The sequence below is a fragment of the Arthrobacter sp. lap29 genome (genome assembly GCF_032458965.1).
GTDB classification, from domain to species: Bacteria; Actinomycetota; Actinomycetes; order Actinomycetales; family Micrococcaceae; genus Specibacter; species Specibacter psychrochitiniphilus.
Genome location: NZ_JAUCEK010000001.1, coordinates 204531 through 216329, shown reverse-complemented (window position 1 = coordinate 216329; position 11799 = coordinate 204531). Strand labels below are relative to the sequence as shown.

The 11799-nt window shown below is 62.9% G+C and carries 12 protein-coding genes; 5 read left to right on the top strand and 7 right to left on the bottom strand.

The window, feature by feature from the left end; translation table 11 throughout:
- Positions 1-132 precede the first annotated feature (132 nt).
- The 5 genes from RY113_RS00985 to RY113_RS00965 form a co-directional block, all read right to left on the bottom strand.
- Positions 133-756 carry a TIGR03086 family metal-binding protein gene (locus RY113_RS00985; protein ID WP_110107077.1) on the bottom strand — a complete coding sequence of 208 codons (624 nt, stop codon included), beginning with the start codon at positions 754-756 and terminating at the stop codon, positions 133-135.
- Positions 757-936: 180 nt separating this feature from the next.
- Positions 937-2076 (bottom strand): tRNA 2-thiouridine(34) synthase MnmA, encoded by a 1140-nt coding sequence (gene mnmA, locus RY113_RS00980; RefSeq protein ID WP_315912982.1) that lies wholly within the window; start codon positions 2074-2076, stop codon positions 937-939.
- Between the two features lie 51 nt (positions 2077-2127).
- Entirely contained in the window at positions 2128-3348 is a 1221-nt protein-coding gene (locus tag RY113_RS00975; protein WP_315912981.1) for a cysteine desulfurase family protein, read from the bottom strand.
- 26 nt (positions 3349-3374) lie between these two features.
- Positions 3375-4127 carry a hypothetical protein gene (locus RY113_RS00970; RefSeq protein ID WP_315912980.1) on the bottom strand — a complete coding sequence of 251 codons (753 nt, stop codon included), beginning with the start codon at positions 4125-4127 and terminating at the stop codon, positions 3375-3377.
- Between the two features lie 64 nt (positions 4128-4191).
- Positions 4192-4929, bottom strand: coding sequence for a transcriptional regulator (locus RY113_RS00965; RefSeq protein ID WP_315912979.1), 738 nt, complete (start codon positions 4927-4929; stop codon positions 4192-4194).
- Positions 4930-5047: 118 nt separating this feature from the next.
- Between RY113_RS00965 and folE the strand changes: the two genes are divergently transcribed.
- Genes folE through RY113_RS00945 form a run of 4 tightly spaced genes read left to right on the top strand, consistent with a single transcriptional unit; the run spans position 5048 to position 8720 of the window.
- A complete protein-coding gene (folE, locus tag RY113_RS00960; protein ID WP_110107072.1) occupies positions 5048-5653 on the top strand; it encodes a GTP cyclohydrolase I in 606 nt (201 codons plus the stop codon).
- A gap of 57 nt (positions 5654-5710) precedes the next feature.
- The gene (locus RY113_RS00955; RefSeq protein WP_315912977.1) at positions 5711-6955 is read left to right on the top strand and encodes an FAD-dependent oxidoreductase; all 1245 of its coding nucleotides are present in this window, start codon (positions 5711-5713) and stop codon (positions 6953-6955) included.
- Positions 6956-6963: 8 nt separating this feature from the next.
- Entirely contained in the window at positions 6964-7935 is a 972-nt protein-coding gene (gene folP, locus RY113_RS00950) for a dihydropteroate synthase (RefSeq protein WP_315912976.1), read from the top strand.
- A gap of 29 nt (positions 7936-7964) precedes the next feature.
- Positions 7965-8720: a pyrimidine reductase family protein gene (locus tag RY113_RS00945; RefSeq protein ID WP_110107070.1), complete on the top strand. Its 756-nt coding sequence runs from the start codon at positions 7965-7967 to the stop codon at positions 8718-8720.
- Between the two features lie 50 nt (positions 8721-8770).
- Here RY113_RS00945 and RY113_RS00940 read toward each other — a convergent pair whose 3' ends face one another.
- Both RY113_RS00940 and RY113_RS00935 read right to left on the bottom strand, forming a co-directional pair.
- Entirely contained in the window at positions 8771-9889 is a 1119-nt protein-coding gene (locus tag RY113_RS00940; protein WP_315912975.1) for a DUF2855 family protein, read from the bottom strand.
- A 55-nt stretch (positions 9890-9944) separates the two neighbouring features.
- Positions 9945-10652: a hypothetical protein gene (locus RY113_RS00935; protein WP_315912974.1), complete on the bottom strand. Its 708-nt coding sequence runs from the start codon at positions 10650-10652 to the stop codon at positions 9945-9947.
- Between the two features lie 128 nt (positions 10653-10780).
- Between RY113_RS00935 and RY113_RS00930 the strand changes: the two genes are divergently transcribed.
- Positions 10781-11761 (top strand): J domain-containing protein, encoded by a 981-nt coding sequence (locus tag RY113_RS00930; RefSeq protein ID WP_315912973.1) that lies wholly within the window; start codon positions 10781-10783, stop codon positions 11759-11761.
- The last annotated feature ends 38 nt before the right edge of the window (positions 11762-11799 follow it).

The window sequence follows — 11799 nt, the reverse complement described above, 5'->3', positions numbered from 1 at the left end:
GTGACGATGCCCACTTCCCTGATAGTCAATCTTTATCAGATTTGCACGCACGGACTTGCATCGAAAGGTCAGTTGCAACCAGAAGGTTACCAAAGAGTAACGACGTTGTTACTCTCATGGATGTGCCGGCCCTTAGGGCTGGCTGAAGGATTCTGCGCGCGGGCCCGCCCGGAAGTAGGGGCTGCGCCCAAACCAGCCGGCAAGCTGGGTGTAGGAATCGGAGGCTATGGGGACGCGGACCTCCACACCAATGCCCCTGTCGGTTCCTCGATGCTCAAGCTTGAGCATCCGTTGAGACCAGGCCAGCGATTGTTCAGCCAGTACCGGATCCAGAATCACAGGGACGCCTGTTGCCTTGAGCAAGTCCCAGGTATGGACGGTGAATTCTGTGATCTGCAGTCCTATCCGGCTGCGCAGGGGCGCCTCACCACCACCCGGGAGCGCCACCTGAGTGCTGAGATCCGCCGTTGCCCAGGCGCGCATGAGTAAGACGGCGCCGTCGCTAAAGCGAGTGGACCAATCAGCTCCCACTGTGGCATCTGAGGCCATCGGGTCAATGTGGGTACCCCGGGCCATAATGGTGAATTTAGGTAAATCCTGAACCACTAGATGATGCAGGAGATCCTGCACGGACCAATCAGCGCAAGGCGTGGGCCAGTCCGCTTGGTTGGCCGAGATGGCGCTGATAACTTCTGCGCACTGATTCAGCGCGCCTTCTAAGTGTTGCAGCGGGTTGGGAATTGTATGCGGGGGCATCGTGTCAACCTTCCGTGAGCCAAGTCACCTTAGAAGGAAGCTTACGCCAGCCCCGCAACCCCTCTCCCGCCACTACAAATGCTCCCTCACTTTCGGGCGTGTTTTAGCGAACGCTTTTTATGAAAGTGCTGGACCGTTTGCCCAAAAGCCCCCTAAAGTGAGGGCGCGATGGGAGGGGGCTTAGGGGAGGTCCGGGCGGGCCAAGGACCTTGCCGTGTCGATGGTTGCTTGACCCAGCACACGGGATCCCTGGTACAGCACAATGGTCTGCCCCGGCGCCACCCCGCGTAGCGGCTCCACCAAGGTGACATGCAACTGCTGGCGGGTGCCGCCGTCGTCCGTTTCTTCTGTGATAAAGGCGCGGGCCGGCACGGGGTCACCATGGGCACGAACCTGGGCGTAGCAATCAAACTCTTCGCCGGTAGCTACCTCGGCGATGGGCAGCCCGGCCCAGGAAACCTTGATGCCCTGGATGGAATCAATAGCCAGCAGGGCGTGCGGGCCCACAATAACCTTGTTCTCCTTGGGCCGGATTTCCAACACGAAGCGGGGCTTACCGTCGGCGGCGGGCGTGCCCAACTTCAGACCGCGGCGCTGACCTACTGTGAACTGGTTGGAGCCGGTGTGGCCGCCCACTTTCGCGCCGGTTTCGTCAACAACGTCCCCGTCGGTCATCTCGATCTTCTCAGCCAGCCAGCCGGCGGTGTCGCCGTCCGGGATGAAGCAGATATCGTGGCTGTCCGGCTTCTTGGCCACGGACAGGCCGCGGGCCTCAGCTTCGGCGCGAACCTCGGCCTTGGACGGGGTATCGGCCAGGGGGAACATGGAGTGCTTGAGCTGCTCATGAGTCAACACCCCCAGTACATAGCTCTGGTCCTTGGCCCAGTCAGCAGCACGGTGCAGCTCCGGGTTGCCGTCTGCATCGATGATGACCTTGGCGTAGTGGCCCGTGCAGACAGCATCGAAGCCCAGCGCGATGGCCTTCTCCAGAAGGGCCGCGAATTTGATCCTCTCGTTGCAGCGCATGCAGGGATTGGGGGTGCGTCCGGCGGCGTATTCGTCGATGAAGTCCTGGACCACATCCTCCTTGAAACGTTCGGAGAAATCCCACACGTAGTACGGGATGCCGAGCAGATCGCAGGCCCGCCAGGCATCGTTGGAATCCTCCACGGTGCAGCAGCCGCGGCTGCCGGTGCGTAGGGTTCCGGGCATGCGGGAGAGCGCCAGGTGCACGCCGACGACGTCGTGCCCGGCATCTACTGCACGTGCCGCGGCTACGGCGGAGTCAACTCCGCCACTCATGGCTGCCAATACTCGCATTACTTGCCTTTCACTTGCTGTGTACCGCTGAAGATTGTTGCGCCGGCACCCTTAGCGGGTGCTTGCTGTCTGAATGGATGAGGCGTGCCCGGCCATGCCTGCTTTTTTTGCGCGCGCATGTGCCTCTGGCAGAGCGGCAACAAAGGTCTCAACGTCGGACGGCGCCGATGTATGCCCCAAACTAAAGCGCTGTGCGCCACGTGCGGTGTCCTCATCTAGTCCCATGGCCAACAAGACGTGCGAGGGGCGGGGGACTCCTGCGGTGCAGGCCGAGCCTGTGGAGGATTCAATGCCTGCCATGTCCAGCAGGAACAGCAGGGAGTCCCCTTCACAACCGGGGAACGTGAAGTGGGCGTTGCCGGGCAGTCTTTTATCCGGCGCCACGGCCGGGTCAATCCCGCGCAGCACCGCCTCGGGAATGGCTTCACGGACTGCGGCAATGATGGCGTCCCGGAGTTCTGAAATACGGACGCTCTCAGACTCTAGATGGGAGGTGACATCGGCTGCGGCCGCGGCAAAGGCGGCAATCCCGGCCGTGTCCAGGGTGCCGGAGCGGACGCCACGTTCCTGCCCGCCACCATGCAAAACAGGGGTGAGCTTTACGGCCCGGCCCAGCAGCAGCGCGCCAACACCCACGGGGCCGCCGATCTTGTGACCGCTGATGGACATGGCCGCCAGGCCGGAGTTACGGAAGTTCACGGGCACGGAGCCGAACGCCTGGACGGCGTCCGAATGCACCGGGATGCCGTACTTGTCGGCGAGCGCAACCACCTCGGCGATGGGCTGGATGGTGCCCACCTCATTGTTGGCCCACATGCAGGTCAGCAGCGCGACCGAGTCCGCTCCGCCGTCGGACAATTCTTTTTCCAGTGCGGCAAGGCTGAGCGTGCCGGTGGCATCGACCGGCAGCCAGATCGCTTCGGCGCCTTCGTGCTTTTCCAGCCATTCCACGGTGTCCGCCACGGCGGCGTGCTCAATGGCGGAGACCAGGATGCGGGTGCGGGCGGGCTCGGCAGCATTGCGGGCCCAGAATAGGCCCTTCACAGCGAGGTTGTCCGCCTCGGTCCCACCGGAGGTGAAAATGACCTCCGTGGGGTGGGCGCCAGCAGCCTTGGCGATGGTTTCGCGGGAGGCTTCCACAGTGGCGCGGGCGCGGCGGCCGGCTCCATGAAGGGAGGACGGATTGCCGCTACGGGCAATAACGGAGGTGAGTGCGGCGAGGGCCGGGGCCGAAATAGGCGTGGTCGCCGCGTGATCTAGATACACGGGCACTTGATAATTCTACGGCACAGACGCACTCACTGGCGTGGGGCGTTGATCACGTCACCTTCAGAGCTGAGGTTGGTGGCGGGGCTCACCTGGAGCGCCTCCAGTACCGGTGAATTGACGACGGCGGCAATCAACTCTGCGCTCCCGCCCACCAAGGTGGAATCAAAGTCGATCTCCGTGGCCAGGCACCAGCTCCGGCCAGCCGGCCAAGCCAGATTGGGATTCTCGCGGTGCGTCCCACCTTCCTCCTCGCTCCAGGGTGGGCGGGCCAGCTCTGCCATGGCGCCGCGGAAAACCCAGTATTCGCGCAACCCGCCAGCCACTCTGAGCCGCTCGCCTGCGCCGTCCGGAATGCCGCCGTCGCCAGGCGCGAAGCTCCCCCAACCAACCCATACGGCTTGGAAAACGTCCTGCCCGGCAGCCGTGTGCCCGGCCAATATTTCAGCCAAGGCCACCAGTTGGGTCTGGTCGAGCTCTCCTTGGTCCGGCCGCCCGTAGGGTGCACCCTCAAGCACCGCGTTGCCGTAAAGCTCCGTCTGCGCCAGCCGGTGGAACTGGACGGCGGGGTGGACGGCGGTCCCTTTCGCCGCGGCGACATCTGTCCACCGCACCTCCGGCGTGGTGTTGCCGCTGACCCGGTGCAGGATCCGGGCGTACGCCTGAAAGCTATCCGGAATGGTGGTGGCAACCGTGCCAATCCATTGATCCCAGAGCTCCTTGTTCAGGTAGCGTTCCAACGCGTCGGCGATCCACTGCCCATCACTTCCGTCAACTTGTTCCATGGGCCCACATTACCAACGCCTAGGCAGTCAACTCCGAGGCAGTGAAAGTGGGGATGGTGGGAAGCTAATGCTTCAGGACCAACCGGGCGCAGCAGTGGGAGATTTCGGCGTCCGGGGCCAAGGCGTGGCGGTCGTCAGCGCAACCCTCCAGCGCACCGGCCAGCAGGGAGCCGTTGAGCGAGCACACCACACCCGTGTGATCCTGCGAGAGCCGGTGGAAGGGGCAATTGGCCATGATGGTGCCACCCTGCCCGTCGGGCTGAGGGCTGTAGCCGGCATTCAGTAGCAACTGGTGGATGTCACCGCCCTCCATGCCGAGCCGGCGGCCCTCCTCGTACGCCACGGCGGCCATGGAATCAGCCACATTCTCGCCGGAATCGATGGCCCGTTGCACGGCGGCTGCGAGCAGCGCGGCCGCTAGATCGTAATGCCGCGGCGGAACAGAGGCGCTGATCTCAGCCTGTGCCACGGCATATAGCTTGCTGGGCCGTCCGGATCCCGGCCCCGTTTTCGCACCCAGTTTGCGGTACTGAACGCTGAGCAGCTTTTCCTCCACGAGCCGGTCCAATTGCAGCCGCACCGTGCTCTTGGGCAGGCCCAACGCCTGAGCACAGTCATCCCGGCTCAGCGGCGCGGAAGCGTCGCGCACCATTTCAAAGAGCTTGCGACGCACAGGGTCCCCCAGCGCAGCCACCGCACGCAGCCGTTCGCCGTCGTTGAGTCCGGAGCGCAGGGCGGTTGTCATCTCTGCCTGTTCCTTGCTGATAATCGGCTTGCCGTTGAGTTGTACAAATTCTTCCATGGCCTGGGGCCTTGCGCTTTCCGTCCGTTGACACTAAGTGTGGATTATTACGCGTTTACTTGACGCTTCGAGTCTGCACTTCTAAAGTCAATAATACAAGCTTTAGAAAGGGTTGGACATGACGATTACCAGCACGGCGTTGCCTGACATTCTTACCTTGGATGAGACGGAAATTCTGGCCGTACCCGGAATTGATCTGCCCCGCGCCCAGGCAGCCATTGCCGAATTTCTGCGTGCATTGGGCCGGGACGAGACCAGCCCGCACCTGCTTGACACTCCCCGCCGGGTGGCTGGTGCCTACGCGGAGATGCTCACACCCCGCGAGACGTCCTGGACCACGTTCCCCAACGACGATGGTTACCAGGGCCTGGTTCTGGTCAAAGCCATCCCGTTCCATTCACTGTGCCAGCACCACCTGCTCCCCTTCCGTGGCGTGGCCCATGTGGGTTACCTGCCCGGCGATCGGCTGTTTGGCCTGTCCAAACTGGCCCGCGGCGTGGAACTCTTCTCCCGCGATCTTCAAGTCCAGGAGCGCCTCACCCAGCAAGTCGCCGACTGGCTCGAGGACACCTTGGCTCCGCGCGGGGTTGGCGTGGTCATGGAAGCCGAGCACATGTGCATGTCATTGCGCGGTGTACAGACCGCTGGCACCTTGACCCGCACCTCGGTCTTTACGGGGCTATTGCACGAGGACGGCCCCTTGCAAAGGCAGTTCCCGCACTGACATTTTTCCTCACCAAATAACAGAAACACCGAATTTCCAGTGGAAAGAGTTTCGATCATGAGTCAGAGCACCAGCACAGCAGCCCCCGGCATGGTCATCATTGGCGGCGGACTCACAGCCGCCACCGCTGCGGAGACTCTGCGGAAGGAAGGGTGGGACGGGGCCATCACCATCGTGTCCGACGAAGCCGAGACCCCGTACCAGCGCCCGCCGCTGTCCAAGGGATTTTTGGCCGGCGAGGAGGGCGAAGACGCCCTGCTGCCGCTGCCTGCGAACTGGTACCCGGAGAACAATGTCACCCTCCGCACCGGCACTGCCGCCACTGCGCTGGACCCGGCCGCCCACACCGTCACACTGGCTGACGGATCCACGCTTTCGTATGCCAAGGCGCTCATCGCAACAGGTGCCGCCCCGCGCCATATCCCTTTCCCCGGCGTCGAGCTCAAGGGTGTTTACACGTTCCGGACCAAAGCAGACAGCGTAGGCCTGCATGCCCTGCTCGAAGGCGGCGGCAAGAATGTGGTCATGATCGGCTCCGGCTGGATTGGCATGGAAATTGCTGCCACGGCCACCGAGCTGGGCAACAAGGTGGCGCTCATGGGGCTCGAGGACGTGCCGCTGTCCGTGGCGATCGGAGCGCAACTGGGCACCGTGTTCACCAACCGGCACAAGGAGGCCGGTGTGCAGTTTGAGCTGCCCGCCAGTGCCGCCGAAATTCAGGGCTCCGATGGGCAGGTCACCTCCGTACTGACCACCACCGGTGTCACCCTGCCTGCCGATATTGTCATTGTGGCCGTGGGGGTAGTCCCGAACATCTCCCTGGCCAAGGGCGCCGGGCTCACCATCAACAACGGCATCGAGGTGGACGCCTCCCTGCACACCTCGGCGGCGGATGTGTTCGCAGCCGGTGACGTGGCCAACGCCATGCACCCGGTGACCGGCATGCACGCCCGCTCCGAGCACTGGGCCAACGCCATTGCCAGCGGCAAGGTGGCGGCCAAGTCCATGCTGGGCAAGGACGCCGTGCTCGATGACATCCCCTACTTCTACACCGACCAATTTGACCTCGGCATGGAGTACTCCGGCTTCGGGGCACTGACCAAGGATGCCGAAGTGGTGATCCGCGGCGACCTGGAAAAGCGAGAATTCATTGCGTTCTGGGTGCTTGAGGGGCGTGTGGTGGCGGGCATGAACGTGAACATTTGGGACGTCCAAGATGCCATCAAGGCGCTCATCTCCTCCGGCCGCACCATCGACACGGCCAAGCTGGCTGACCCGCAAACCCCGCTCGAGGCTATTTGATGGAGGGTATGAGGACCTCTTCCACCACCATGGGCAACGCTGCCCCGTTCTACACCCCGCCGCTGCTCCACCCGGTCCACCACTTTGGCCCGCGCACCATCGACTTCAGCCGCCAGGTGGCGCTAATGGCGATCGTGAACCGCACTCCTGACTCCTTTTACGACGGCGGGTCCACGTTTGCGCTGGATGCGGCAGTTGCGGCGTCCCTTGCTGCGGTGGAGAACGGCGCAGACTGGGTTGACATTGGTGGTGTCCCGTTTGCGCCGGGGCCAGCCATTGGTGCCGAGGCAGAAGGTGACAGGGTGGTGCCGGTCATTGCCGCCGTGGCTGGCGCCAGCGACGTCATCATTTCCGTGGACACATTCCTGCCCGAGGTTGCTGCGCGCAGCATTGCGGCAGGCGCCAACGTCATCAATGACACCACGGGTTTATCCAACCCGGACATTGCCAGGGTGGTGGCTGAGTACGGTGCCCATTTGGTCATCACGCATTCGCTCGCCGCCCCGCGCACCGTGTACCCACGTCCGCATTATGATGATGTGGTGACCGAGGTTGCGGCGTTCCTCTCGGAGAAGGTGGAGTTGGCGTTGTCGCTGGGTGTTCCGGCGGAGAAAATCATCATCGATCCCGGCCACGATCTAAACAAGAACACGCTGCACACGCTGGAAATCACGCGCCGCTTCAATGAAATTGCGGCGTTGGGCTTCCCCACCCTGGCGGCCGTGTCCAACAAGGACTTCATTGGCGAGACACTCAACCAGACCAAGTCTGAGCGGTTGGAGGGTTCCATTGCCTCCGGGGTGATCTGCATTTTGGGCGGGGCCCGGATTCTGCGCATGCACAACGTGGCGGCCTCCAGCTCCGCCATCCGCATGACCGAGGCTGTCATGGGGTGGCGCTCCCCTGCCTACCTGAAACACAACATGGGCCAGATCAACGAACCCGCCCACGCGGAACACACCACCCCGCACAGCAACTAAACGCGCAGCAACTAAAGGAGCCAGCCACCATGGAACGGATCTTCCCCGAGCCCGCCGTACTCTCTTCGGCGGCGCTGGAAGCGGAACTGCTGGCGGCTCCACCGGAGAACCGGAAAAGCAACCGGCCGTGGGTCAGCTTCAACTTCATCTCCAGCATTGACGGTGCCGCATCCATGGAGGGGCTCTCGGGCCAGCTCGGAAATGCGTGGGACCAGCGCGTGTTCTCGCTGCTGCGCCAGAGCGCGGACGTCATTGTGGTGGGAGCCCAGACCATCCGTGCCGAAGGCTATGGCGGGGAACTGCTGAGTCCGGCGGCCCAGGCATGGCGGCACCAGAATTGGCTGGCACCGCACCCTCCGCTGGCCATTGTCTCCGGTTCCCTGAACTTGGATCCGGGCCTAGAAGTGTTCACTAAGGCACCCGTGCGTCCCCTGGTTTTGACCATCTCATCGGCATCACAGGAGCGGCGGTCGGCATTGACGGAGGTGGCCGACGTTCTCAATGTCGGGGAAGAGGCCCTGGACGTGGACCGGCTCATCGGTGAGCTGAACGAGCGCGGCTACAAGAACATCCATTCCGAGGGCGGGCCCACACTGTTGGGAAGTTTCGCCGCGGCCAACCGGGTGGATGAGCTGAACGTGACCCTCTCCCCGCTGCTGGTGGGCGGATCGGCCCGCCGAATTGCACACGGCGCGGCCGGGGAAGCTGCCCACAGCATGGAGCTGGCCCGGATCTTGAAGGCCGATTCCATGCTGTTCCTGCGCTACGTCAGGCCCGCCGGCTAGTCTGCCCGGCTGCACCTGCTCGCACGTTCCCAAGAGCCGCTTTAGGGGTTTCAGGGTGCCACGACGATCGCGCTACCCGGAGCCAGCTGCCCTTCCCGAACCAGGGCGTACCCCGCGTCCAAGCCATCGAGTCCGTTCATGGGCTCAATCGTGAGCCAGCCCTTGCTCTCGGTAAAGGCACTGCGCAGGAACTCCTGGGTCACCCGGTTGAACTCTGCGGCACCCCACTGCTTCATCCGTTTCTGGAAAACCCCGGGGGCAAAGAACATCTCGCTGCGTTCACGGATTATGCCTGTCCCACCACCGGCCTGGTCCCAGTGCGTCAGGCCCACGTTGATTGAGTGGAGCATTGCGTCCCCGAGGTGGCGATGCACTCGGCCGAGCACATCGCCGCTACCTGCCATGTCGACGACGGCGCTGGGCCGGTGGGAGAGCGAGTCCTCGATCTCGTCGTAGCTCACAACCTGGTCGTAGAGCCCGAGCCCCATGACGAAGTCGCGGTTCTTGGGTGCTGTGATCCCAATGATCGCAGGAGCACTCTCATCCTGTTTCAGCGCCCGGGCCAGGCCTATGCCGGTCTTGGAAGACGCCGAGACGATGACCACCTGCTCCGCCGCGAACCATGCGGCGTCCCGCAGTTGTTCACGGAGCGCCCAGGCGGTGGTCTGCAACGGGTTCAGCAATATTCGTAGATCGTCATCGGCCGGATCGTAGTCCGGTTCCTGCAACACCCGCTGGTACGTGTTATAGGTGGTCGGAAGCTCCGCACGGTGCGCAGAGACGTCAACCACCGGGCTCACTGCAGGGCGTGCGGCGTCGGGGTGCATGAGCAGATGCGTGGCCGGAGGGAAGTAGCCGAATAGCCGCTCGCCTACCTCCAGATTGGCGCACCGGGACTCCACTACATCCCCAAAGCCCCACACCGGCATCAAACCCCACCCGTCAGCACCCGCGGCATCGTCCCCTGGTTCTGGTGCGGCGGGGAAGAACTGCCAATAGTCCATGCGGTCGCCCAGTACCACGTAGGTGATGTTGTTCGAGGACAGCCCGAAGCGGTCCACCCGCACCAAAACATCACCCTCGCCCATGGTTGCCGCATAGTCCGCAGGAGTCATCTCGATGAGCCGCGTGCGTGCCGGATCAGTCTTATTGATCTGAAATTGGGTCATGGGCCCACTCTGGCCGAAAACGCGGTAGAGGGCAATGCTTGCCTCGAGGTACGCCCTAGTTCGACGGCGGAGCCACCGACAATTTCGCCATCATTTTCGGGGTGGTTGCCGTGAGCAGCGCGTCCGTGGGGCAGGCCAGCGTGGCCACCAGACCGGTGTCTGCATTACCGAGCAACCGCGCCCAGAGAGTGCTGGCCATGACGCCCTTCGCGGCCTTAGTGTTGAACGCCAGGAAGGAAATGCCCGGGTTCTTCGCCCCTGGCTCCCCAGCCCACGGCAGCGTGGTTTCATGCAGTGAGGACTCCGTCACGGACGGGATCAAGTACTTCATGAGCTCGGTGGTGGAGGTTTTGTCGTCGCCTGCTTCAATGAGCGGTCCTTGGTTGCTCGTGGTCCAATACGCCAGCAAGCAGCCGCCCGCGTTGCTGTATTGACTCTGGCCTGCCACATTGTTTTTGAGTATTTTCCATTCCGGCGGCCCAGGCGTGCTCATGGAACCTTCGGTGGGCTGGCCCAGTGCATCGGCGAAGCTCACCGGTTCACCAAACTGCAGCGTTTTACCTGCTTCAAAGGTCATGGGCGCGGCGGCAACGGCGCCAGCATCGTGGCCTGCCAGCACGGAGGGCGGGGCGTAGGTGGGGGCCGCCGTGGTTTCCACGTCAGTGGGCGCCGGCTCTGGAATGGCAATGGTGCAACCGGACAGGGCAGCGAGCAGCAGGGCAGCGGTTGCCACCGTCCCCCACTTTTGAGTTCTAAGAATCACAACCCCACTGTACCGATCACTGCACCGATCACTGCACCGTTCACTGCACCGATATAAGATAAATTGGTCCTCCGGTGTGGGCAGTTAGACTGTTCTTTTGGCTTAACCGGGCTAGCGAAAGGCCACCAGTGAGCGAGAAGTTCCTCACGCATTACCAAGTCCTTGGACTGCCGCGCACTGCCACTGAACGCGATATCAAAATCGCCTACCGTAAGGCCGCCCGGATTGCGCATCCTGATCGGGGCGGAGATCCTGCCCTGTTCCGGCAAATCACGCAGGCCTATGAAGTTCTGGCTAATCCGGACAAACGCAGTGCGTACGACAAGTCCTACGGCGCAACTGGGCCTTCGTCCTCGCCTGCCTCTAAAGCCAGCACCCACGCACAAGCACGCGAGAGCTACCGGGGAACTTCTGGGAGCACTGGCGGATTCAGTGGATTCACGGCGCAGCGTCAACAGAAGCAGCGCAATACTGCCGGAGATCCGGCGGTATATGTTCCGGCATTTGAGGACCTGGCACCCGGGGAATCCCCCATCATGCCCCGCCCCACAGCAGCCCAGCCCGTCCATGGTGCACCCCGCAAGCGTGGCGTTTTCGGTGCCGCGTCCCGGCTGGCCCGCGAAGCCCGCACGGCCCAGCTCATCATGCAGCAGATCCAGCCGGCTATTCCGGCCGCCAGGCTCATCAACGGCTTGAGCGCTCCACACAGCAACGGTTACTTGGATCATGTTCTGGTCTCCGGCTACCGGATCGCCATCATTGGTTCCATGCTGGTGCCGGAAGGGGCGTTCCGCTGGGATGGCAACGTGCTGCTCCACGGCAGCAAAGTGGCCTCGCCGCCACAACTGATCGCCGCCGCCCGGGGGTTCCAAGAACTGTTCCCGGAGTGCAACGTCACTGCCTGGGTCTGTGTACATAGCAACACCGGAAACCTGTTTGAGCCTGTCATCGACTACGCCCGCGGCACCGAACCGGACGGCTCCAACGCACTCAACGTTGCCAATGCAGCCCGGTTTGTGCGCGAGGTCAAACAGTTTCTAAGCTCCGGGCCCTCCCCCAACGTGGTGGATTTGCACGTTCTGGACCGGCTCATTGGTGGCATGTACTAGCCGCCCGCCCCTGCTGGCCCAACCCCGCAAGTGAAACT

What these genes read in the sequence shown, in the direction of transcription:
- mnmA (WP_315912982.1), bottom strand. Translation starts at nt 2,076, where the DNA reads ATGCGAGTATTGGCAGCCATGAGTGGCGGAGTTGACTCCGCCGTAGCC.
- RY113_RS00965 (WP_315912979.1), bottom strand. Translation starts at nt 4,929, where the DNA reads ATGGAAGAATTTGTACAACTCAACGGCAAGCCGATTATCAGCAAGGAA.
- folE (WP_110107072.1), top strand. Translation starts at nt 5,048, where the DNA reads ATGACGATTACCAGCACGGCGTTGCCTGACATTCTTACCTTGGATGAG.
- RY113_RS00985 (WP_110107077.1), bottom strand. Translation starts at nt 756, where the DNA reads ATGCCCCCGCATACAATTCCCAACCCGCTGCAACACTTAGAAGGCGCG.
- RY113_RS00945 (WP_110107070.1), top strand. Translation starts at nt 7,965, where the DNA reads ATGGAACGGATCTTCCCCGAGCCCGCCGTACTCTCTTCGGCGGCGCTG.
- RY113_RS00955 (WP_315912977.1), top strand. Translation starts at nt 5,711, where the DNA reads ATGAGTCAGAGCACCAGCACAGCAGCCCCCGGCATGGTCATCATTGGC.
- RY113_RS00970 (WP_315912980.1), bottom strand. Translation starts at nt 4,127, where the DNA reads ATGGAACAAGTTGACGGAAGTGATGGGCAGTGGATCGCCGACGCGTTG.
- RY113_RS00940 (WP_315912975.1), bottom strand. Translation starts at nt 9,889, where the DNA reads ATGACCCAATTTCAGATCAATAAGACTGATCCGGCACGCACGCGGCTC.
- folP (WP_315912976.1), top strand. Translation starts at nt 6,964, where the DNA reads ATGAGGACCTCTTCCACCACCATGGGCAACGCTGCCCCGTTCTACACC.